At 74.2% G+C, this 21,850-nt stretch carries 24 protein-coding genes; 7 read left to right on the forward strand and 17 right to left on the reverse strand.

Annotated features, from left to right (window positions below; all coding sequences use genetic code 11):
- Positions 1-116: 116 nt before the first annotated feature.
- From AB0K34_RS39445 to AB0K34_RS39455, 3 genes are all read right to left on the reverse strand, one after another.
- Positions 117-2,225: a SpoIIE family protein phosphatase gene (locus tag AB0K34_RS39445; RefSeq protein WP_301176460.1), complete on the reverse strand. Its 2,109-nt coding sequence runs from the start codon at positions 2,223-2,225 to the stop codon at positions 117-119.
- Positions 2,226-2,361: 136 nt separating this feature from the next.
- Positions 2,362-2,952 carry a TetR/AcrR family transcriptional regulator gene (locus AB0K34_RS39450; protein ID WP_364553837.1) on the reverse strand — a complete coding sequence of 197 codons (591 nt, stop codon included), beginning with the start codon at positions 2,950-2,952 and terminating at the stop codon, positions 2,362-2,364.
- Between the two features lie 29 nt (positions 2,953-2,981).
- The gene (locus AB0K34_RS39455; protein ID WP_301176459.1) at positions 2,982-4,547 is read right to left on the reverse strand and encodes an MFS transporter; all 1,566 of its coding nucleotides are present in this window, start codon (positions 4,545-4,547) and stop codon (positions 2,982-2,984) included.
- Positions 4,548-4,694: 147 nt separating this feature from the next.
- Between AB0K34_RS39455 and panB the strand changes: the two genes are divergently transcribed.
- The gene (panB, locus tag AB0K34_RS39460) at positions 4,695-5,546 is read left to right on the forward strand and encodes a 3-methyl-2-oxobutanoate hydroxymethyltransferase (protein ID WP_138638783.1); all 852 of its coding nucleotides are present in this window, start codon (positions 4,695-4,697) and stop codon (positions 5,544-5,546) included.
- 40 nt (positions 5,547-5,586) lie between these two features.
- Here panB and AB0K34_RS39465 read toward each other — a convergent pair whose 3' ends face one another.
- The 4 genes from AB0K34_RS39465 to npdG form a co-directional block, all read right to left on the reverse strand.
- Positions 5,587-6,330, reverse strand: coding sequence for a hypothetical protein (locus AB0K34_RS39465; RefSeq protein ID WP_364553838.1), 744 nt, complete (start codon positions 6,328-6,330; stop codon positions 5,587-5,589).
- A 4-nt stretch (positions 6,331-6,334) separates the two neighbouring features.
- Positions 6,335-6,505, reverse strand: a complete 171-nt coding sequence (locus AB0K34_RS39470) for a hypothetical protein (RefSeq protein ID WP_171069203.1) — start codon at positions 6,503-6,505, stop codon at positions 6,335-6,337.
- 203 nt (positions 6,506-6,708) lie between these two features.
- Complete coding sequence (locus tag AB0K34_RS39475) at positions 6,709-7,800, reverse strand: NAD-binding protein (protein ID WP_364553840.1); 1,092 nt, start codon at positions 7,798-7,800, stop codon at positions 6,709-6,711.
- 17 nt (positions 7,801-7,817) lie between these two features.
- Positions 7,818-8,522 carry an NADPH-dependent F420 reductase gene (npdG, locus tag AB0K34_RS39480; protein WP_364553842.1) on the reverse strand — a complete coding sequence of 235 codons (705 nt, stop codon included), beginning with the start codon at positions 8,520-8,522 and terminating at the stop codon, positions 7,818-7,820.
- Between the two features lie 101 nt (positions 8,523-8,623).
- Between npdG and AB0K34_RS39485 the strand changes: the two genes are divergently transcribed.
- Positions 8,624-9,211, forward strand: coding sequence for a hypothetical protein (locus tag AB0K34_RS39485; RefSeq protein ID WP_364553843.1), 588 nt, complete (start codon positions 8,624-8,626; stop codon positions 9,209-9,211).
- Between the two features lie 32 nt (positions 9,212-9,243).
- Here the strand turns inward: AB0K34_RS39485 and AB0K34_RS39490 are convergent, their stop codons facing one another.
- Positions 9,244-9,420, reverse strand: a complete 177-nt coding sequence (locus AB0K34_RS39490) for a hypothetical protein (protein WP_364553845.1) — start codon at positions 9,418-9,420, stop codon at positions 9,244-9,246.
- A 61-nt stretch (positions 9,421-9,481) separates the two neighbouring features.
- On the opposite strand from AB0K34_RS39490, the gene map reads away from it, so the two are divergent.
- The 4 genes from map (at position 9,482) to AB0K34_RS39510 (ending at position 13,128) form a co-directional block, all read left to right on the forward strand.
- On the forward strand, positions 9,482-10,333 hold the full coding sequence (gene map, locus AB0K34_RS39495; RefSeq protein ID WP_364553846.1) for a type I methionyl aminopeptidase: 852 nt from the start codon (positions 9,482-9,484) through the stop codon (positions 10,331-10,333).
- Between the two features lie 57 nt (positions 10,334-10,390).
- Positions 10,391-11,080: a helix-hairpin-helix domain-containing protein gene (locus AB0K34_RS39500; RefSeq protein ID WP_364553848.1), complete on the forward strand. Its 690-nt coding sequence runs from the start codon at positions 10,391-10,393 to the stop codon at positions 11,078-11,080.
- A gap of 19 nt (positions 11,081-11,099) precedes the next feature.
- Positions 11,100-12,185: a DNA polymerase ligase N-terminal domain-containing protein gene (locus AB0K34_RS39505; protein ID WP_364553850.1), complete on the forward strand. Its 1,086-nt coding sequence runs from the start codon at positions 11,100-11,102 to the stop codon at positions 12,183-12,185.
- Between the two features lie 226 nt (positions 12,186-12,411).
- Entirely contained in the window at positions 12,412-13,128 is a 717-nt protein-coding gene (locus AB0K34_RS39510) for a metal-dependent hydrolase (protein WP_301176455.1), read from the forward strand.
- Here the strand turns inward: AB0K34_RS39510 and AB0K34_RS39515 are convergent, their stop codons facing one another.
- Together AB0K34_RS39515 and AB0K34_RS39520 are read right to left on the reverse strand one after the other, a co-directional pair.
- Entirely contained in the window at positions 13,129-13,656 is a 528-nt protein-coding gene (locus tag AB0K34_RS39515; RefSeq protein ID WP_364553852.1) for a hypothetical protein, read from the reverse strand.
- Entirely contained in the window at positions 13,653-14,024 is a 372-nt protein-coding gene (locus tag AB0K34_RS39520) for an ATP-binding protein (RefSeq protein WP_364553862.1), read from the reverse strand. Before AB0K34_RS39520 ends, AB0K34_RS39515 begins: the two co-directional genes overlap by 4 nt.
- Before the next feature lie 30 nt (positions 14,025-14,054).
- Between AB0K34_RS39520 and AB0K34_RS39525 the strand changes: the two genes are divergently transcribed.
- Positions 14,055-14,273: a hypothetical protein gene (locus AB0K34_RS39525; RefSeq protein ID WP_364553854.1), complete on the forward strand. Its 219-nt coding sequence runs from the start codon at positions 14,055-14,057 to the stop codon at positions 14,271-14,273.
- Between the two features lie 4 nt (positions 14,274-14,277).
- Here AB0K34_RS39525 and AB0K34_RS39530 read toward each other — a convergent pair whose 3' ends face one another.
- The 7 genes from AB0K34_RS39530 to AB0K34_RS39560 form a co-directional block, all read right to left on the reverse strand.
- Positions 14,278-15,375 (reverse strand): hypothetical protein, encoded by a 1,098-nt coding sequence (locus AB0K34_RS39530; RefSeq protein ID WP_364553855.1) that lies wholly within the window; start codon positions 15,373-15,375, stop codon positions 14,278-14,280.
- Between the two features lie 90 nt (positions 15,376-15,465).
- The gene (locus AB0K34_RS39535; RefSeq protein ID WP_364553856.1) at positions 15,466-16,401 is read right to left on the reverse strand and encodes a TIGR03621 family F420-dependent LLM class oxidoreductase; all 936 of its coding nucleotides are present in this window, start codon (positions 16,399-16,401) and stop codon (positions 15,466-15,468) included.
- A gap of 17 nt (positions 16,402-16,418) precedes the next feature.
- A complete protein-coding gene (locus tag AB0K34_RS39540; protein WP_138636022.1) occupies positions 16,419-17,072 on the reverse strand; it encodes a response regulator transcription factor in 654 nt (217 codons plus the stop codon).
- Positions 17,069-18,304 carry a histidine kinase gene (locus tag AB0K34_RS39545; RefSeq protein WP_240807455.1) on the reverse strand — a complete coding sequence of 412 codons (1,236 nt, stop codon included), beginning with the start codon at positions 18,302-18,304 and terminating at the stop codon, positions 17,069-17,071. Before AB0K34_RS39545 ends, AB0K34_RS39540 begins: the two co-directional genes overlap by 4 nt.
- A 73-nt stretch (positions 18,305-18,377) precedes the next feature.
- Positions 18,378-20,411: a bifunctional copper resistance protein CopD/cytochrome c oxidase assembly protein gene (locus AB0K34_RS39550; RefSeq protein WP_364553858.1), complete on the reverse strand. Its 2,034-nt coding sequence runs from the start codon at positions 20,409-20,411 to the stop codon at positions 18,378-18,380.
- Between the two features lie 6 nt (positions 20,412-20,417).
- Positions 20,418-21,041 (reverse strand): copper resistance CopC family protein, encoded by a 624-nt coding sequence (locus AB0K34_RS39555; RefSeq protein ID WP_138636020.1) that lies wholly within the window; start codon positions 21,039-21,041, stop codon positions 20,418-20,420.
- Positions 21,042-21,145: 104 nt separating this feature from the next.
- Positions 21,146-21,850 (reverse strand): DUF5685 family protein (locus tag AB0K34_RS39560; protein ID WP_364553860.1); only part of this gene is annotated, 705 nt, incomplete at its 5' end.

Genomic DNA, 21,850 nt, shown 5'->3' on the forward strand with positions numbered 1-21,850 from the left:
GCCCCCGGTCCCCGCGGGGCGCGCGGCTTTCCCGCCCTGCCCCTCGCGCAACTCGGCGAAACAGCCTCTCGCCCGTGACGGGGGTTCCAGGGGGTCGCCCCCCTGGGTAGACACGCTTAACCACGGTGGTGGCTTTCGCCTGGCCATGCCTCGTCCGGCCAGGCCGGGACTTGTTCTGAGGCGTCGGGGTCGGTGCCGGGGACGATCTGCTCGCACCAGACGACTTTGCCGGCGGCGGTGCGGCGGCTGCCCCAGCGGTGGGCGAGCTGGCTGACGACGAGGAGGCCGCGGCCGTTCTCGTCGTCGTCTTCGGCGCGGCGGAGGCGGGGCAGGGCGGCGGACCGGTCCAGGACCTCGCAGACGAGGGTGCGTTCCAGGAGGAGTCTCAGCTCGATGGGGCCGGGGGCGTAGCGGAGCGCGTTGGTGATGAGTTCGGAGGCCAGCAGCTCGGTGGTGTAGCTCAGGTCCTCCAGGCCCCATTCCTCCAGGCGGGCGCTGACGAGGCCGCGGGCGCGGCGGACGGCGGCCGGGTCGGCGGGCAGGGTCCAGGAGGCGTACTGGTCTTCGGGGAGGCGGCGCAGCCGGGCGATGAGGACGGCGATGTCGTCGCGGTGCTGGTCGGCGTAGACGCCGGCGAGGGTCGCCTTGGCGAGTTCCTCCATGGGGCGGTCGACGGAGCCGGGGCCGAAGATGCCCTGGAGGCGGGCGAGGCCGTCGTCGATGTCGCGGCCGCGGTTCTCGACCAGGCCGTCGGTGTAGATGACGAAGAGGCTGCCGTCCTCGACAGTGAACTCGCGGCTCTCGATCGCGGCGCCGCCGGCGACGCCGAGCGGCGGGGCGGGCGGGACCTTCAGGTACTCGTTGTCGCCGGTGGGACTGGCCAGCAGCGGCGGCAGGTGCCCGGCGGAGGCGATCTCGATGGTGCCGGTGGTCGCGTCGTAGACGGCGTACACGCAGGTGGCGAAGTGGGGCTCCTGCTCGCCGAGCTCGATCATGAGCTCGTGCATGACGTGCAGGGCGTCGGCGGGCGGCAGTTCGAGGTTGGCGAGCGTGTGCAGCGCGGTGCGCAGCCGGCCCATGGTGACGGCGGCGCGGACGCCGTGCCCGGCGACGTCGCCGACGATCAGCGCGACGCGGGCGCCGGGCAGCGCTATCGACTCGTACCAGTCGCCGCCGACCTCGACGAGCTTGCTGCCGGGCAGGTAGCGGTGCCGGACCTCGACGGAGGACGGCGCGGACAGCCGCAGCGGCAGCAGGCTGCGCTGCAGCGCCAGCGCGGTGGCGCGCTCGCGGCTGAACCGCCGGGCGTTGTCGATGACGATCGCGGCGCGGGCGGCGAACTCCATGCCGATCTCGACGTCGTAGGCGTCGAACTTGCGGAAGCCGGGGACGCGGGTGCAGGCGATGAAGCCGAGCAGGGTGTCGTGGGCGATCAGCGGCAGCAGCACCATCGACACGTTGGACAGCAGCTCGCCCGCGGGGCCGCGCCGCCACAGCTTGCCGATCTCGGTGGCGGCGTCCAGGGGGATGTGCGGCAGGTGGACGGGCCGGGCGGTCTCCATGACCTCCCGGTAGGGGGTGCCCTCGGGGAAGACGAGCACCTCGCCGACGGGGAACGTGGACGTCCAGGCGGGGTTGCCGTCGTCGGAGGTGACCGCTATGCGGCGCAGCACCGCCGAGCCGGACTCGCTGTGCACCTCGTCGGAGGCGACGAGGCTCTCCAGCACGAGCACGGACGCGGCGTTGCAGTAGTGCGGGACGACGACGTCGACGAGGCCGCGCGCGGACTGGTCGAGGTCGAGGGACGCGCCGAACCGGGTGAGCTGGTCGTCCATGAGCGCGCGGCGCATGAGGGCCGGGTCCTGGTAGCGCTCGCTGGGCGGCAGCTCCACCCGGACGAACAGCAGCGCGGCGGGCCCGGCGTCCTGCGCGCCGCCGACGAGCGGCTGCACGGTGACGAGGGCGGAGGTGCCCTGGTCGCCGCGCTGCACGGTCATCACGCCGTTGCGCTCCTGGTCGCCGACCTCCAGGAGGGTCTCCAGCTCGGCCTTGGCCTCCTCGCCCACCAGGTCGGTGGCGGGGCGGCCGATCAGCTCCTCGGGGGCCCGGCCGAGGACGGCCCGGGCGTTCGGCCCGCACTGGACGATCCGCCTGGCACCGTCGATGCCCAGGACCAGGGTCCGGGACGCGGAATCGGTGGCGGGCGCATCGCCTCGCGGCGCCATGACGGATCTCACCTGACGCGCTCCAGACAGCCGGTCGTCTCAGCACTACCCAGCGACAGTATGGGGCATGACACCGCCGCAAGGGAGAAGATCACGCCTACCGTGCCGAAATCGCTTCGCTTCCGTCGTCGCCGCGTCATCGCGCGCCCGCTCCGATGCCCCGCATGAGGGTGTCGACGACGGCCTCGGCGCGGCCGGCGGGGAAGATCTCCCCGGGCCGGCGGCCGGCGAGGGTGCCGAGCAGCATCGACATCGCGGCCTCGACGTCGAGGTCGGCGCGCAGTTCCCCGGTCTCGACGCCGCGCCGCAGCACCCGGCGGACGACGTCGCGGCGCGGTTCGATGATGTCGCGGCGGTAGCGGGCGTACAGCTCGGGGTACTTCTCCGCGCCGCCCATGACGTTCCAGAAGACCCGCAGGTAGCGGCGGCCCCGCTCGGCGGCCATCGCCAGCGCGATCTCGGTGAGGTCGTCCCGGACGGAGGCGCCGGACGGTTCGGGCAGCGGCGCCTTGGCCGACCCGAGCGCGTCGAGGATCAGCGCGTCCTTGCCGGGCCAGCGCCGGTAGATGGTGGTCTTGCCGACGCCGGCGCGCGCGGCGACCGCCTCCACCGACACGCCGTCCACCCCCGACTCCTCGGCGAGGAGGTCGAGGACGGCCTCGATGATGGCCTTCTCGGCACGCTCGCTGCGGGGTCGCCCGCCGTGCCGCCGCTCTGTCCCGGTCATGGCGCGTTCACGCTCTCACATCCGCGTCCTCATGCGGCGGCCTTCTCCGGTTCGCGCGGCGCGCCGGCGTCCGCGGCGGGGGCGGCGGGGGTGCGGCCCGGCATCCACTTGGCGACGACGAGCGCGCCGAGGAGCGCGATGACGGCGGCGGCGACGGACGCGGTGTGCATGGCGTTGACGAACGCGGCGTCGGCGTGCCCGGCGAGCTGCCGCCCGGCGTCGCCCATCCGGGCGGCGACGGCGTGCGCGCCCTCGATGGACTCGCCGGCCGCCTCGCGCGCGCCCGGGGGCAGCGCGGCGAGGTCGCCCTCCAGGTCGCGGCGGTAGACGGAGGCGACGACGGAGCCGAGCACGGCCACGCCCATCGCGACGGCGACCTGCCGGGCGGTGTTGTTGATGGCCGATCCGGCGCCGGCCTTCTCGCGCGGCAGCGCCGACATGACCGACTCGGTGGCGGGCGGCATGACGTTGGCCATCCCGGTGCCCTGCACGAAGAAGATCACGCCGAGGATCCACATCGGGGTGTCGGTGCCGATGAACTGGTAGCTCGCCAGCGCGGCGGCGACCAGCAGCAGGCCGGTCGTGCAGACGGCCTTGGCGCCGAAGCGGTGCACCATCGCGGCGCTGCGCGGCGCGAACGCGAGCTGGGCGACGGCGAACGGCAGCACCATCGCGCCGGACTGCAGCGGGGTCAGCCCGCGCACCGACTGCATGTAGAAGTTGGCGAAGAAGAACACGCCGCTCGCGGCGAAGAAGCACAGCGCGATGGACGCGACGGCCGCCGACATGCGCGGGTCCCGGAACAGCCGGACGTCGAACGCCGGGGACGCGGTGCGGGCCTCGTGCGCGACGAACAGCGCGATGACGGCGGCGCCGGCGAGGATCGGGCCGAGCACGGGCAGCGCGAGCCAGTCGCCCCGCTCGCCGCCCTGGATGATCCCGTACGACAGGACGACGAGGCCGATGACCGACAGCACGACGCCGACCGGGTCGAGCCGTCCGGGCTCGGGGTTGCGGGACTCGGGCACGAGGAACGCCATCAGCGTGACGCCGACCGCGATGACGGGGACGTTGATGAGGAAGACCGAGCCCCACCAGAAGTGGGCGAGCAGCAGCCCGCCGGTGAGGGGGCCGATCGCGACGCCGAGGCCGACCGCGCCGGCCCAGATGCCGATCGCGCGGGCGCGCTCGTGCGGCTCGAAGACGTTGGTGATGATCGACAGCGTCTGCGGCATCACGGCGGCGCCGCCGAGGCCCATCAGGGCGCGGGCGTAGATGAGCTGGTCGGGCGTCTGCGCGTAGGCCGACAGCAGCGAGGCGAGGGCGAACACCGCCATGCCGCCCATCAGCACGCGCTTGCGTCCGAGCCGGTCGCCGATCACGCCGAAGGTGAACAGCAGGCCGGCGAAGACGAGCGTGTAGGAGTTGATCGACCACTCGAGCTGGCTCTGCGTGGCGCCGAGCCCCTTCTCCGGGTCGGCGATGGTCTTGAGCGCGACGTTGAGGATCGTGTTGTCGAGCACGACCACCAGCAGGCTCATGGTGAGGACGCCGAGGACGTACCATCGCCGGCGCTGAATCGTCTGGGGGTCCATGCCGATACGCAACGGTAGCGTTTCGTAACCTATTCCCGATCCGCCCGATCCGGGGGAATCCCGGGGGTACCCGAATCGTTTTCGAAGTGGCACGATCGGTTCCGTCTGGGTACGCCACCGTGGCGCCTCAAGACCGGAGGTTCTCGCATGTCTTCATCCGTCGCACCCCCAGCACAGCCGACCGCCCTCTACGGCGGCACGAGCACGCGGAGGGTGACCGTACGCGACATCGCCGCCGCCAAGGAGCGGCACGAGAAGTGGCCGATGCTCACCGCGTACGACGCGCAGACCGCGCGCGTCTTCGACGAGGCCGGCATCCCCGTCCTGCTCGTCGGCGACTCCGCCGCGATGGTCGTCTACGGCTACGACTCCACCATCCCCGTCACCGTGGACGAGCTGATCCCGCTGACCGCGGCCGTCGTGCGCGGCTCCAAGCGCGCCATGGTCGTCGCCGACCTGCCGTTCGGCTCGTACCAGACGGGCGTCGGCGAGGCGCTGACGACCGCCACCCGCTTCATGAAGGAGGCGGGCGCGCACGCGATCAAGCTGGAGGGCGGCCGCCGGGTCATCCCGCAGGCCGAGGCGCTCGTCTCCGCCGGCATCCCGGTCATGGGCCACCTCGGCCTCACCCCGCAGTCGGTGAACGTCTTCGGCGGCTACCGGGTGCAGGGCCGCGGCCAGGACGGCGACGAGTTGATGGCGGACGCGAAGGCCCTGGAGGCCGCCGGCGCGTTCGCGGTCGTGCTCGAATGCGTCCCCGCCGACCTCGCCGCCCGCGTCACCTCGTCGCTGTCGATCCCGACGATCGGCATCGGCGGCGGCAGCGGCACCGACGCGCAGGTGCTCGTCTGGCAGGACATGGCGGGCCTCACCCCGCACACCGCCAAGTTCGTCAAGAAGTTCGCCGACCTGAACACACTCCTCGGCGAGGCCGCCCGCGGCTACGCCGAAGAGGTCGTCGGCGGGGTCTTCCCGGCCCCCGAGCACACCTACCGGTAACCGTCCCGCGACGGCCCGGTCGCGCCCTACTCGTCGGGGTCTACTCGTCGGGGTCCGACCGGGCCGCCCGGACGCGGGCCGCGCCCCCGCCCGCCTGGCGCGCCTCCGCCTCGCGCGGCGGCGGGACGAGCCGCGCGCCCGCGCCGTCGGCCGTGATCTCGTCGCGGAGCGTCTCCACGGCGGAGCGCAGCACGTCGGGCCCGGCCACGTTCATCAGCAGCAGCCCCAGGTTGAGGGCCATCTGCCCGTCGGTCATCTCGCTGCCCGCGAGGGCGTCCACGGCGGTGCGCAGGTCGGCCTGGTCCTCGGCGGAGACGTTCTGCAGCAGCCCCAGGCAGTAGGTCGGCAGCGCCAGCCGCGACTTCGCGAACGAGACGCCGCGCATGATCTCCCCCGCCTCCTGCGCGCGGGTCTTGGCCTGCATGCGGTCGACGCCCCGGTCGGCGGCGGCGAGCAGCGACGTCAGCAGCGTGCTCGGCCCGACCGCGACGTCCTCGTCCCCGACCCGGACGGTGAACACCGCGCTGCGGAACACCATCATCGAGCCGAGGCTCGCGACCAGCACCTGCGTCGCGTCCGCGATCTGCGGCGACTGCACGCCGAACCGCCAGCCGAAGGTGTGCAGGAGCAGCAGCGACCCGGCGCCCGCTCCCCCGTTGATCAGCACGTACGCCCAGGTGCTCGGCACCCGGACGAGCGTGGTCGGCCGGTCCCGGTAGCGGCTGACCAGCTCGGCGATGCCGACCAGGCAGCTCAGCGAGACGGCGACGGCGTATCCGAGCACCGGCTCAGCCCCCGGTCAGCCGGACGACCTCGTCGATCTCGCGGTCCACGGCGACCAGGCCGCGCTCGCGCAGCGCGTCCACGGCGTCCGCGACCTCCAGCAGCCCGAGCCGGGTCGCGTGGTGGAGCTGCTCCAGCGACTGCGGGGCGCCGGCCGCCTTCAACTGGGCGAGCACGCGCCGGCACGAGTCCTCGGGGACGGGCCCTCCACCGGGCCCTCCACCGGCCGGCCCGGCGGGCGGACCGGGTTCGGCGGCGGGCGCCGCGCCGGGCTCCCGGCGCGCTCCCGCGCGCCCGGGAGGGGCCAGAAAGGCGCTCCACGGATCTGCCGACCGGATCTCTCGCATGTCCACCTGCCTGTCGCCACCCCGATGATATGTCACTGTTCGGACGCAGCGGAGGCGCCGTCCGCTCCCCTCTCCTCGGCGGAACGGGCGCGCGGGCGCGGCGACGAGCGCGCGACGATCAGCCGGTCGCCGGCCTCCAGGGTCGTGCACCGCGGGTCGTCGAACGGCAGCGTCCGGCCGTCCCGGACGACCGCGAGCGCCGGCTCGCGCACCGCGGCGAGCGAGCCGCCGACCTCGTCCGGCCGCACCTCGCGCGACACCAGGTCGAGGCCGCTGCCCTGGTCGAGGAGGTCCTCGATGACCTCGCTGACGGCGGGCTGGCTGGTGGACATCCCGAGCAGCCGCCCCGCCGCCTCCGACGACGTCACCACGCGGTCGGCGCCCGACTGCCGCAGCAGCGGGACGTTCTCCGACTCGCGCACCGACGCCTGGATCCCGGCGTGCGGGTTGAGCTGCCGCGCGGTCAGGGTGATCAGCACCGCGGTGTCGTCCCGGGCGCTCGCCACCACGATCTCCCGGGCGCGCTGCACCCCGGCCTGCTTCAGCACCGAGTTGCGCGTCGCGTCCCCGACGATGCTCACGAACCCGGCCTCCGCGGCCTCCGCGACCACGCGCGGGTCCGGGTCCACGACGACGATCGACGCGCGGTCGACGCCGGTGCTCAGCAGGGTCTTGATGGCGCTGCGGCCCTTCGTGCCGTAGCCGGCCACCACGATGTGGTCGCGCACGCGTGCCCTCCAGCGTGACTTGCGCCAGTCCTCGCGGGTGCGTTCCGCCAGGACCTCCAGGGTCGTGCCCACGAGGACGATGAGGAACAGCACCCGCACGGGCGTGATGAAGACGATGTTGACGAGCCGGGCCGCGTCCCCCACCGGCGTGATGTCGCCGTAGCCGGTGGTCGAGACGGTCACCGTGGCGTAGTAGAACGCGTCCAGCAGCGACAGCTCCCCGTCGCCGCTGTCGCGGTAGCCGCCGCGGTCGGCGTAGACGACGGCGACCACGGCGAACAGGAGCAGCAGCGCGATCCCGACCCGCGTCGCCACCGCGCGCAGCGGCCCCGTCCTCGTCGAGGGCAGCAGGACCAGCGGCCGCCGCGCCGCCTCGGGATCGTTCAGACTCGGCACCGCACCGAGCCTAACGATCAAACGTCGGTAATGCGCAGTCCCGCGTGGGCCTTGTAGCGGCGGTTCATGGAGATGAGGTTGGCGGTGAACGCCTCGACCTGGTGGGCGTTGTGCAGCCGGCCGCCGTAGACGCCGCGCATGCCGGGGATGCGGCCCGCGAGGGCCTGGACGAGGTCGGTGGCCTCGCGGTCGTTGCCGAGGACGAGGACGTCCAGCTCCATCTCGTCCACGCCGGGGTCGAGCAGCAGCTTGGCGGAGACGTGGTGGAAGGCGGCGACCACGCGGCTGTCGGCGAGCACGGCGGCGGCCTGCTGGGCGGCGCTGCCCTCCTCGACCGGCAGCGCGAACGCGCCCTTGCCCTTCTCGAAGCCGAGCGGGTTCACGCAGTCCACGACGATCTTGCCGGCCAGCTCGGCGCGCAGCGACTCCAGCGTGGCCTTGTGGCCGTCCCACGGGACGGCGACGACCACGACGTCCGACCGCCCGGCCGCGACCGGGTTCTCGGCGCCGGAGATTTGCAGGCCGGCGCGCTCGGCGGCCAGCTCGTCGGCGGCGGCCTGGGCGCGCTCGGCCCTGCGCGACCCGATCGTCACCGTGTGCCCGGCGAGCGCGAACCGCCGCGCGAGCCCCTTGCCCTGGTCACCGGTGCCGCCGAGGATGCCGATCGACAGGCCGCCGACGTCGGGGAGGTCGTAGGGCGTCTTCTGCTGCTGCTCAGTCATGCGGCCGAGTCTGCCAAACCGGCTCCGGGCCGCCGCGGCCAGGGCTCCCGGCTCGCGGAAAACCGCCTGATCAGGGCGCCGGGTGCGGCACCATGGTGCCCGTGGACGCCGAGCAGATCACCATGTTGCGCGAGGTCCTGTCGGCCACGGGCTGGCTGGAGCGGACCGAGGAGTTCGGCCGGGCGCTGCGGGTCACCTCCCGCACGCCGGGCGGGCTGCTGCTGGTCGGCACGCCCGCCGGCGACCCGTGGCACCTGGCCGCGCACCTGGACGACGAGAGCAGGCTCGGCGGCGTCCCCGGGCTGGCGCCGACGCTGGTCCGCTGGACGCCGCCCGCGGACGCGCCCCCGCACCTGCGGGTCGGCCTGGAGCGGCTGGAGGCGGCGCGGCGCGGCGAGACGCTGTTCGTGGTCGCCGAGGAGGAGGCGCCCGTCCCGCTGCTGGAGCGGGTCGACGACGCCCGCCGCACGGGCGCGACCGTGCTGGCGCTGGAGGGCGGCGACCGGGAGCTGCGGGGCCTCGCGCACGAGGCGCTGACCGTCCCGCCGGACGAGGCGCTGATGTCGTTCGACGGGGCGCAGCACCTCGTCAGCGCGGCGGCCGGGCGGGAGCCGGCGCGGACGCCCCGCGGGCTCCGCGTCCGGCTCGCCAGGCTCCTCGACGCGGTCTCCGGGCCCGTCGTGGAGTGACACCCGTCGTTGGGCGACCCGTGGGGGGCTGATCAGTCGTCGGGCTCCTGGCGGCGCCAGGACTCGTTGCGCTCGCGGGCGAGCTCCATGGCGTTCGCGGCCTCGCCCTCGGACCTGTACGGCCCCATCCGGTCCTTGCCGGGGCACCCGGGCCCGTGCTCGGGCTTCATGTGCTTCAGGCAGAACCACCAGTCACCGTCGTCGGCCATCGGCGCTCCTCTCGCTCTGCGGGATTCGTTGCCCCGATCCCGCTGACTACACTCCATCACTATGACGACCCAGCTGCTCCGGCCCGGCACCGTTTCACCGATGCGGAAGGTCCCGTCGGCCATTCCGCGCCCGGAGTACGTGGGGAAGAAGCGGCCGAAGACCGGGGAGCCGGACGTCAAGACCCCCGAGATCATCGAGCGGATGCGGGTGGCGGGGAAGATCGCGGCGCAGGCGCTGGCGGAGGTCGGCGCGCACATCAAGCCGGGCGTCACCACCGACGAACTCGACCGCATCGGCCACGAGTTCCTGCTGGACCACGGCGCCTACCCGTCGACGCTGGGCTACCGCGGGTTCCCGAAGTCGCTGTGCACCTCGATCAACGAGGTGATCTGCCACGGCATCCCGGACGACACGGTCCTGCGCGACGGCGACATCGTCAACATCGACATCACCGCCTACATCGACGGCGTGCACGGCGACACCGACGCGACGTTCCTGTGCGGCGACGTCGACGAGGAGTCGCGGCTGCTGGTGGAGCGCACCCGCGAGGCGACGATGCGCGGCATCCGCGCGGTCAAGCCGGGGCGGGCGCTGAACGTGATCGGGCGGGTCATCGAGTCGTACGCCAAGCGGTTCGGGTACGGGGTCGTCCGCGACTTCACCGGGCACGGGATCGGCACGACCTTCCACTCGGGCCTGGTCGTCCCGCACTACGACGACCCCGCCGCGACGACGATCATCGAGCCGGGGATGACGTTCACGGTCGAGCCGATGCTGACGCTCGGCACCCACGACTACGACATCTGGCCGGACGGCTGGACGGTCGTCACCAAGGACCGCAAGCGCACCGCGCAGTTCGAGCACACGCTGCTGGTGACCGATGACGGCCACGAAATCCTCACCCTCCCGTGACGGTTCCCTTGATCTAGAGTCCGATTCAGCGCCCCAGCCGGCCGGGAGAATTTCTGGATGAACGCCCCAGCGCCGTACGAGCCGAGGGTTCCGTCCGACAGCATGCCTCCGGGGCGGGCGGCGCTGAGCGTGACGTGGGCGGCGCTGCCGTTCCTGACCCTCGGCTACGCCACGCCGTTCACGTTCGCGGCGGCGGCGCTGTGGCGCCGCAGCGCTCACCTGATGGTGTCCACGGCCGCCTACGTCGGGGTGTTCGCGCTGGCGATGTTCCTGCTCCCCGACATCGGCAAGGAAGAGGGCGCCGAGCGCCTGGTGGGCGTGCTGCTGTTCGTGCTCGCGGTGGTGGGCTGCGGGCACGCGTTCCTGATCCGGCGGCGGGTGTTCGACCCGCACGGCCTGTCGGGCGTCGACAACGAGGCCGTGGTGGAGCAGGTCAAGCGCCGCCGGCTGCTGCGGGAGAAGGCGCGGGAGCTGGCCGCGGCCGACCCGGGGCTCGCCAAGGAGCTGCGGATCGGGCGGCCCGACCTGCCGCGCCAGTACAACGACGGCGGGCTCGTCGACGTCAACCACGCCCCCGCCGAGGCGCTGACGCTGCTGCCCGGCATCACCCCCGAGCTCGCGGCGCAGATCACGCGAGTGCGGGCGGAGGCGGGCGGGTTCATGTCCGCGGAGGAGCTGGCCGCCGTCGCGGGGCTGCCGCCCGACCTGACGGGCGACGTCGCCGACTACGCCGTCTTCATCCGCTGATCTCGGGTATGTCCCCGGCGTGACCCCGAAGAAGGACACGCCCCCGAAGGAGCGGGCCGCCTCGGACAGGAGCGCCCGCCGCAAGAAGACCGGCGACGACGGCAAGGACGCGAAGAGCGGCGACAAGCTCGCCGAGTACCGGGGCAAGCGCGATCCGGGACGCACACCGGAGCCCGTGCCCGCGGACGCGGCCGTGCCGCGCGGGAACGACGACACGTTCGTCGTCCAGGAGCACCACGCCACCAGCCTGCACTGGGACCTGCGGCTCGAACGCGACGGCGTGCTGGTGTCGTGGGCCGTCCCGAAGGGCCTGCCGTGGAGCCCGGACACGAACCACCTGGCCGTGCACACCGAGGACCATCCCCTGGAGTACGCGACGTTCGAGGGCGAGATCCCGCGCGGCGAGTACGGCGCCGGGACGATGACCGTCTGGGACCGCGGGACGTACGAGACGGAGAAGTGGTCCGAGCGCGAGGTGAAGATCGTCATCCACGGCGCGCGGGTCTCCGGCCGGTACGTGCTGTTCCGGACGCGCGGGAGGAACTGGATGATCCACCGGATGGACCCGCCGGCCGACCCGGACGCCGAGCCGCTGCCGGAGTCGCTGCGCCCCATGCGCCCGGCGGAGCGGGCGCGGCTGCCCCGCGACCAGGACGCGTGGGGCTTCGAGTTCGGGTGGGGCGGCCGGCGGCTGGCCGCCTACGTCGAGGGCGGGCGGACCCGGTTCACCGACGGGCGGGGCCGCGCCGTGGACGGCCCGGGCGGGCTCGGCTCCCGGCTCGGCGCCGAGCTCGGCTCCCGGCGCGCGGTGCTGGACGGGGAACTGGCCGTCCTGGAGGGCCGCGAGATGTTCATGCTCTACGACGTGCTCCATCTGGACGGGCGTCCGCTGCTGGACGTCCCGTACCGGGAGCGGCGCGAGCGGCTCGACGGCCTCGGGCTGTCGGGGCCGACGTGGCAGACGGCGCCCTGGTTCCCCGGTGACGGCGACGCCGTCGCGGCGGCGGCGCGCGACCAGGGGCTGCCGGGGGTGCTCGCCAAGCGCCTGGACTCCCCGTACGAGCCGGGCGAGGAGTCCGATGCCTGGCGCTTCGTCCCGGTCTGACCGGACGGCGCCCCGGTTCAGTACGCGGACGTCGGGGCGGTCGTCTCCGCGCGCGGGGCGCGCGCGGCCGGCGCGGGCCGGCGGAGGGGAACCGAAGTCCCGTGTTTCGCATCAAAGGGACGTAGCGCCCGCTTCGGCGCGTCGCCACTGAAAACGATCAGGTGCCGGTTAGAGTCCCGCCCTGAGTACGGGCGGTGGGGACGGTCTGGAAGGCGGGGAACGGCACATGATGGGCAAGACGCACGCCCTGAGCGGCGCGCTGGCGTGGCTGGCCGCCGTCCCGGTGCTCGGTTACGAGCCGCTCCTCGGCGACCACGCGGTGTCGCTGTCGGTGGAGCAGGTCGCCGCGGGCGCCGTGGTGTGCGCGGGCGCGGCGATCCTGCCGGACATCGACCACCACAACGGCCGCATCGCCAACACGTTCGGCCCCATCACCCAGCACATGTGCAAGTGGATCGGGAAGATCTCGGGCGGGCACCGGCACGCCACCCACTCGATCCTGTTCGCGGTCGGCATGGGCTGGGCGATGGACACCCTCGCCACCCACTACGTCTACGCCTGGTGGGCCTGCCTCTTCATGATCGTCGGGTTGGGCCTGCGCGGCGTCGGGCTGGACTTCGAGGGCAAGGAGCCGCAGTCGGCGCTCGCCGACTGCGCGCTCGCCCTCGTCGCCGTCTGGCTGATGCACAAGATCGATATGAGCTTCGTCGGGTTCGCGGTCGCGCTCGGCTGCTTCGCGCACGTGGTCGGCGACTGCCTGACACCGCGCGGCTGCCCGGTGTTCTGGCCGCTGCCGTGGCGGATCGACGTCCCGCTCGTCCCGCGGACGGACGGCAAGGTGGAGCGCTGGGTCGTGATGCCCGTCCTCACCCTCGGCATCGCCGTCCTCGCCGTCCGCTCGGTCCTCGGCGAGGCCACCACCGAGTGGCTGACCCGCAACTGATCATTCGAGCAGGTCGGCGAACCGGTCGCAGGTCACCGGCGCCCACGCGGCCCCGCCCCGGTTCGGGGCGCTCCACAGGCTGACTCCCTCGATGCCCGGGACGGCCTGCGCGGTGCAGGCGATCTGGGCCATCGCGATCCGCGACCAGCTCATCGAGCGCGGCTGGCCGTCGGCCGGCCGGACGACCATCAGCGAGCGCCCCACCACCGGGCCGGACGCGTCGACGACCGCGTACGCCTCCAGCGGCGTGTCGACCTCGGTGCGCAGCCCCATGGCGCGCTCCCGCGCCGTTGGCGGCACGTTCAGCTGCTCCAGGCCCAGATTCGGCCGGCCGGGCAGGCCGGGCCGCGTCACGGACCGCAGCCGGTCGCCGTGGACGAGGTACACGGTGACCGTGGCGGGGTAGGCGCCGGCGGACGGCAACCCGCCCGCCCGGACGATCCCGGTCGGCCTGATCCCGCAGCCTGCCAGGGCGGCGCAGGCCACCGCCGCCGCGAGCACGCGCGGCATCCGGTGCGGCCGTCTCATGCGGGCTCCTCCCCCTTGCCGTCCGGCAGCCACAGCGTGAACACCGCGCCGCCGTCCGGCCCGTTCGCGGCGTCCAGTGTCCCGCCGTGCAGCAGCGCGTTCTCCCTGGCGATCGAGAGGCCGAGGCCGCTGCCCTCGCTGCGCGAGCGCGCCGCCTCGGCCTTGGTGAAGCGGTCGAAGACCACGGCGAGCAGGTCGCCGGGGAGACCGGGACCGCGGTCGGCGACCACGACCCGCACGCCGCCGCCGGGCTCGCCGGCGGCGCGCTCGAAGCGCAGCGTGACGGGCGGTCGCCCGTGCTTGAGGGCGTTCCCGGCGAGGTTGGCGACGATCACGTCGAAGCGCCGCGGGTCCAGCCGGACGAACAGGTCGGCGGGGCCCTCGACCGGACCAAGCTCATGTACCCGGTCTGGTGGACGCGCGTCGGCCGGACCGACATCCGCGACGGCCGCCCGCCCGCGCCCGGGGTGTGCACGGTCGTGGTCTCCCTGCCGGACGGGACGTCCCCGGCCGCGTCATGGCCGGGGCACCCCGCGGGCTGGCGGCACTACGCCCGGGAGGACTGGTCGGTCGGCTGGGTGCTCTGGCACGACCCGTCCTGCCCGGCGGCTCGGTAGCGGCTCAGTAGCGGGTCACCAGCGCGATGCGGCCGTGGTCGACGAGGAAGCCGTCCGAGACGAACGTCACCTCGCCGCCGTACTCCAGCACCGTCTCGATGACGTCGTCCACGGCGTCGTCGACGACGTCCGCGCCCCGGAGGACGCCCGGCATGCCGTCCACCGGGACGATCTCGCCGCGGGCCTTCACCGCCGGCGCGTAGTAGCCGCGCTCGACGACGAGGTGCTCGCCGCGGCCCTCCTCGGCGAGCGGCGTGACCTCGCAGAGCCCGCCCGCGTAGCGCTGGATGCTGCGCGCGGCCTCCAGCTCGGCCAGCACGCCGACCTCGCGGAGGTCCTCGTAGGCGGCGAGCGCCGGGCGCGCCGCCTCGGCGAGCGCGCTCGCCGAGGCGCCCTCGAAGCTGCCGTCGACGCGGCCCGCGACGGTGATGTGCGGCCCGGCCACCTCGTCGAAGAACGCCTGGTGGCGGGTGACGCCGGCGACGATCAGCGGGCGCCGGTCCCGGGCCAGGACGCGGTCGAGCGCGGCCACCACGTCCCGCATGGTGCGGCGCTGCCGCTCGCCGTCCCCGCCCTGCGCGGCGCGCCGCGCCAGCCGCCCGGAGCCGGCCTCGTCGATCGGCTCCGGCTCGACCGGGAAGCCGCCGCCGGTGCGCTCGGTCAGCTCCTCGCCGCGGCCGTCCCACAGCCGGGTCCGCTGGTCCGACAGCGACAGCAGCCAGTAGCGCGGGGTGCGGGTGTAGGCGGCGACGAGGTCGCGGGTGGCGAACCCGGTGTCCACGACGACGCGCTCGTCCACGTGCTGGCCGATCGCGAAGGAGTGGTGCTCCCCGTCGGGCGCGGCGAACAGCACGAGCCCGTCGGCGGCGTGCCGCAGGTCGACCTCGTCCGCCGCCCGCTCCAGCCCCCGCACGACATGGTCGGCGGCCTCGGGCGTGACCCGGACGTCGTCGTGCAGCCGCCGCCGGACCTCGGCCAGCAGGTTGCGCAGTCGGATCGGGTCCTGGCGGTTGTCCGGGACGGAGCGGTGCGTCGGCATCAGCACCGACACCGCCGGGTAGGCCCGCGGCTTGCGCAGCTCGGACAGGGTAACGGCGTCCATGATCCCCCGATCGGTCGGCCTTGTTCGTTTATGTCTCTTTTCTAGCTACCGACAGGTAAATCAGGTGTAAGGGGCGGCCGATGCGCCCGCCTAGACCCGCTCGATCACCGGGCCGAGGACGTCCAGGAACGGCGCGTGCACCGTGGTGTAGGAGAAGCCGAACCGCTCGCGCCGCTCCCGGATCTGCGCCGCGAGCTGCTCCTCCGTCCCGAGCAGGAGGAACGGTGTGTCCAGGATCTCCTCGACGTCCATGTACGGCATGCGCTCGGCGCGGATCCGCTCGGCCTCCGCGCGCCGGTCGGCCGTCACCTGGACGTGCTGGACGAGCACGTTCCACTCGATCGCGTCCGCCCGGTCGCCGGCGTGCTCCCGGACGAACCGGACCCGCTCCTCCGCCTCCGCGGCCGTGCCCAGCCGGAACGTCCCCGGCGGCTCCCCCGCCACCTGGTACGCCCCCGCGATCCCGACGATGTCGGCGTACCGCGCCGCCGTCCGCAGCACCGTGTCGCCCGTGCCGCCGACCAGCAGCGGCGGCCCCGAGCCGCCGAACCCCGCGCGCTGCACCGGCGCCAGCTCGGCCAGCCCGAAGTGCTCGGCGATCGGCCGGTGCCGCTCGTAGCCGTCCCCGCCGAACAGCGCGCCCAGCTCCTCGATCATGCCGGTCATCCGCTCCGCGCGGGCGCCGAACCCCTCCCAGGGGATGCCGGCCGCGTCGAACTCCCACTTCATGTGCCCGGCGCCGAGACCCAGCTCCACCCGCCCGCCGGTGAGCCGGTCGGCGGTGGCGACCTCCCGGGCGAGCAGGTGCGAGTTCCAGAACCCGGCGTTCAGCACGAGCGTGCCGACCCGCAGCCGCTCCGTCGCCTCCGCGGCGGCGACCATCGTCGGGAACGGCGCCGGGGCCCCGAGGTGGTCGGGCACCAGCGCGGTGTCGTAGCCGTACCGCTCGCCGCGCCGGCACCGGTCGGCGAACTCGTCGCGGGAGGGGATGTCGAAGAAGTTGAACCCGAACCGGAAGTCCGTCATGCGATCATGCTGCCAGCTCAGCCGGGCGTGATGAAGGACGTCTCGTAGGCGAGGATCACCGCCTGGGTGCGGTCCCGCGCCTGGAGCTTGGCGAGGATGTTGCCGACGTGCGTCTTCACCGTCTGCGGGCTCACGAACAGCTCCGCGGCGATCTCGGCGTTCGAGCGGCCCTTGGCCATCAGCCGCAGCACGTCGCCCTCCCGCTCGGTGAGCCGGCCGTGCCAGTCCGCGCCGGCCCCGCCGCCGGACGGGCCGTGGTGCGCAGCCAGCTCCCGGATCGCCGCCGGGAACAGCAGGCTGTCGCCGTGCGCGACCATCCGGACCGCCTGCAGGATCTCCTCCGGCCGGGTCCGCTTGAGCAGGAAGCCGTGCGCGCCCGCCTTCAGCGCGTCGTAGACGTACTCGTCGTTCTCGAACGTGGTGACCACGATGATCCGCGGCGGCTCCGGCACGGTCTCCAGCAGGCGGCGGGTCGCCTGGATGCCGTCGAGGCGGGGCATCCGCACGTCCATCAGCACCACGTCGGGGCGCAGCCGCCGCACCGCGTCCGGCACCTCGGCGCCGTCGGCGGCCTCGCCGACCACGGCCAGGTCGTCCTCGGCGTCGATGATGGCGGCGAGGCCCGCCCGGATCAGCCGCTCGTCGTCGACCAGCAGCACCTTGATCGTCATGTTCCGGACCTTAGCGGCAGCGAGACCCGGAACCGCCACGCGTCCCCGTCGGCCCCGGCGGCCATGTCGCCGCGCAGCACGGTGACGCGCTCGCGGACCCCGGCGAGGCCGCGGCCGCCGCCGTGGTCGGCGCCGTCGCCGCGGGCCGCCCCGAGCGGGTTGCTCATCTCCACCTCCAGCCGTTCCCCGGCGATGCCGAGCCGCAGCCGCACCGGGACCTTCCCCGCGTGCCGCAGCGCGTTCGTCAGCCCCTCCTGGACGATCCGGTACGCCTCCCGCGACACCGCCGCCGGGACGTGCTCGACCGCCGGGTCCACGGCGGCGTCGAGCGCCACCCCCGCGATCCGGGTCTGCTCCAGCAGCCGGCCGAGGTCCTTCAGCGTGGCCTGCGGTGCGGCCGGGCGGGACGGGTCCTCGCGGAGCAGCCCGAGCACGTGGTCGAGGTCCTCCAGCGCGGCGCGGGCCGACTCCTCGATCGCGCCGAGCGCCTCCCGGGCGAACGCGGGGTCGCTGTCCAGGACCCGTCCGGCCGCGCCGGCCTGGAGGGTCACCACGCTCAGCGCGTGCCCGACCGAGTCGTGCAGCTCCCTGGCCAGCCGGTTGCGCTCGGCCAGCTTGACCGCCCTGGCCTCCATGTCGGCGAGCCGCTCGGCGGCGGACGGGCCGAGGAACCACGGCGCGAGCCGGGACAGCAGCGCCCCGGACGCGACGATCAGCGCGAGCAGCGCGGCCAGCGACGCGAGACCGAGCGGCGGCGCGGGCCACTGGTGCCACGTCCCCTCCCACCCCCACGCCTCCATGAGGCGGGTGTCCCACGACACCATCGGCGCGAGGACCAGCACGGCCGCGAACGGCGGCACCGCGAGGCTGAGCCCGCTGACCACCACGCCCGCGAAGAGGTGCAGCGTGAACCACGCCGCGGCCCGGACCCGGCTCTCCCACGACGCCGCCGAACCGGGGGCGATCGCGGTGGCGGGCCCCTTGAGCAGCTCCCGGGCGAGCGAGCCCTCCAGCAGCCGCACCGTCGGCACGAGGCCGGTGACGAACACCGCCGCGGCCGGCATCACCACCAGCATGAGCACGAGCATCACGGCGGTGTCGCCGACCGGCAGCAGCGGCGTGAGGCTCATCGCCAGGAACCAGTACGGCATCAGCAGCGCGCCGCCCACCACGAGATGGGACCAGCGCTGCCAGGTGGTCCGCTCGATCAGCGGCCGGAACACGCGCAACACGCATCGATCCTGGCAGACGGGACGCCGCGGGCCCTCCCCCGCGCGAGGGAGGGACGCGGTTCCGCCGTCGCCCTCAGGTCTTGCCCTGCCCCTCGGCGGCCCGGTCGCGCTCGGCCAGCTTGGCGAGCCGCGCGTTGTAGGCGGCGAGCTCGTCGTCCTCGGCGCGGCCGCCCGGCCGCGCGGCCCGGTCGGCCTTGCGGTCCATGCGGCGGGCCTGGCGCTGGTCGTCGGCGTACCACTGGAACGCCATCACGATCAGGACGATGAACGTCGGGATCTCCCCGAACGCCCAGGCGATCGCGCCGCCGGTGTGCTGGTCGTGCAGGATCGTGGTGCCCCACGGCGGGTCGACGGCCCCGTACCAGCCGCGTGCCAGCGCCTGGCTCATGTTCATCAGCGCGATGCCGAAGAACGCGTGGAACGGCATCGTGACGAACAGCAGGATCAGCCGCGCCGGGTAGGGCAGCTTCTTCGGCGCCGGGTCGACGCCGAGCAGCACCCAGAAGAACAGCGACCCCGCCGCGAGGAAGTGCACCATCATCGCGATGTGGCCGAGGTGGTTGCGCATCGCCGCCTCGAACAGCGGCGTGAAGTACAGCGCGAACGTGCTCACCACGAAGATCAGCGTCGCCACCGCGGGATGCGCGATGACCGCGAGGTAGCGGCTGTGGAGCAGCGCGGTCAGCCACTCGCGGGGGCCGCGGTCGCCGCGCACCCGGGCGGGCTTGAGCGCGCGCAGCGCCAGCGTCACCGGCGCGCCGACGACCAGGAAGATCGGCACCAGCATGTTCAGCACCATGTGCTGCGCCATGTGCACGCTGAACAGGATCGGCGCGTACTTGGCGACGCCGGTCTGGGTGACGGCGAGGATGGCCACCAGGCCGAGGATCCAGGCGGCGGTGCGCCCCACCGGCCAGGAGTCGCCGCGCCGCCGCAGCCGGACGACGGCGGCCAGGTACAGGCCGCCGAGGACGGCCGCGAGGACGGCGAAGAACAGGTCGAACTGCCACAGCGTCAGCAGCCGCATCGGGGTGACCTCGGGCGGCATGTCGTAGCCGAGCAGCGACTTGACCGCCGACTCCGGGGCGGTCGGCGGGGGCGGCGCGGTGCGCGCCAGCGCGACCGCGAGGCCCATGGTGGCGGCCATCACGGCCGCCTCGACCGAGCCGAACCGGGCGAAGGCCCCCGGCTTGCCGGCGGCGAGCGCGGGCAGCGTCCGCTCGCGGTGCCACCAGCCGAACCAGCCGAGCACCCCGAACGCGACGATCTTCCCGAGGGCGAGCCGGCCGTAGTTCGTCGTCGCCAGCTCGGCCGGGTCGGGCAGCCGGGCGATCACGTTCACCAGGCCGCTGACCCCGACGGTGATGTAGCACCACAGGGCCATCCGGCTGAACCGCTCCGCCATGACCGGCAGCCGGTCGCGGCGCAGCAGCGCGTGCGCGCCGACGATCGCCAGGCCGCCGACCCACGGCGCGACCGCGGCGACGTGCAGCGCGACGCCGGTCGTCGCGACGGAGTGGTTGGCGGCCGAGGCCGAGTGCCCGGTCAGCGGCGCGGGCAGCAGCGCGATCCCGGCCATGGCGAGCAGCCCGAACGCGGCGGCGGGCGTGGTGGTGGTGCGCGCCAGCAGCGCCACCACCACGGCCAGCAGCACCACGATCATGAGCGCGGTGCCCTGCGGCAGCGAGCCGACGTAGCTGCTCAGCTCGCTGCCGGTGAGGACCTCCCCGACCGGCTGGCCGAGCACGTCGGCGACCGTGAACACGAGGGTGGCCGCCGCGGCGGCGGCCCAGCCCGCGGCGATCCAGGACGCGGCGCGCAGGTAGCCGACCGCGTCCGCGGACAGCCGGGCGGCGCCGCGCCCGCCCTCGACGGGCAGGAACGCGGCGGCGGCCAGCACGGCGCCGACGGTCAGCGCGGACAGCAGGTCCATCGCGGCACGGGACGCGGGCAGCCCCCACCGGGTGAGGGCGCCGGCGTCGCCGAGGCCGGGGATGACCTTCTCGGTGACCGACCCGCCGAGGACGAGGCCGGCGACCAGGGCCGCGGCGGCGGCCGCCACCGCGACCGCGCCGGCCCGCCAGACGCTCAGGCTGCCCTTATTCACCGCGGTTCACTTCCCGGTCGCCGCCTGGTGCTTGCGCTTGGCGCGGTACACGATGCCCACCCCGACGCCGATGCCGACCATGAGCCCGGCGACGATCAGCACCCACAGGACCGTCCCGGAGCCGGAGTCCTTCTCGGCGGCCTGCTCCTGGTCGACCTTGAGCGGCTGCTCGTCGGTGGTGGCGGCGTCGCCCGTCTGCTGCTCGGCGCCGACCCCGCCGGTGGCCGGCGCCGGCGCCGCGGCCTCGCCGCCCGCGGCGGTGAACGCCAGGCCGTCGCCCTCGATCGGGTGCCCGTCCTCGCCCACGACCCGGTAGGCCACCGTGTAGGACCCGGCGGGCAGCGGCCCCGTCAGCTTCTGCGTCACCGTCGTGCCGGAGCGTTCGGCCGGGCCCGACTGGTACGTCTTGTCCTGGTCGTCCTTGACGACCACCTGCGCCATGCGGATCTGGTCGCTGAAGACGAGCTTGACCTCGGTGACCGACTGCGCGGACTGGCCCTTGGCGGGCGTGCTGCTCACCAGGCGGGTGTGCGCCAGGGCGGGGGTCGCGGTGGCGGCGCCGAGCGCGAGGACGAGGGCGGCGACGGCGCCGAGGCGCCGCGCGGCCCGGCGGGGCTTGCGGATGTTCATGGAGGGCCGGGTTCTCTAGTGAGTCGAAGGGCTTCGTCTACCCTACTGAGCCCGCCGGGATGGCACGTCCCGGGTCGGGCGGTGGCCCGGCCCGGGACGGACGGTCAGCTGCAGTCGCAGCAGCAGCCGTCGCAGCAGTCGCAATCGCAGTCGCAGCAGTTGCAGCACTCGCAGCAGTCGGAGCAGCCGTCGTCGCAGTGCCGGGTGCACCAGCAGCGGTCCCCGCACGAGTCGCCGTGGTGGTCGCTCCACTCGGGCTGGAAGACGCCGCAGGTCACGCACACGGCCGCCCCGGTGAAGCACGGGACGGGCCAGCCGGGGCGCGGCGGCCGGGGGCCGTGCTTCGACTGGTTCTCCGGGCCGGCGAAGGCGCGGTCGACCGAGCGGGCGACCTCCCGGTCCAGCAGGGCCCGGACGAGCCGCGGCCGCTGCAGCTCCAGGTCGGCGAGGGCGAGGCGGAGCCCGTGCAGCGCGCCGTCGGCGTGCCGGCGGGCCTCCTCGAGGGAGGTGCCGGTGGCGAGGAGCGGGTTGTAGGCGCCCGCCGCGCGGTCGTCGGCGAGGTCCTCGACGGCGTCGAGCAGGTGCGCGAGGCGGCCGAAGAAGCGGCCGGCCTCGGCGAGGGTCTCGGCGTTGCCCTCCCGGCCCGCGAGGACGGCGGTGTGCGCGAACACGGCCGCGACGGCGGTCTCGGTCGGCTCGGTGAGGTCGAGCAGCCCGAGCCCGGGCGCCGCCTCCAGGGCGGGCTGGCGGGCGACGGCGTCGCGCAGCACCGCCGGGTCGAAGCCGACCGCGGCGCCCGTCCGGCCGCC

It is taken from the genome of Actinomadura sp. NPDC049382, assembly GCF_040677125.1.
Lineage (GTDB): Bacteria > Actinomycetota > Actinomycetes > Streptosporangiales > Streptosporangiaceae > Spirillospora > Spirillospora geliboluensis.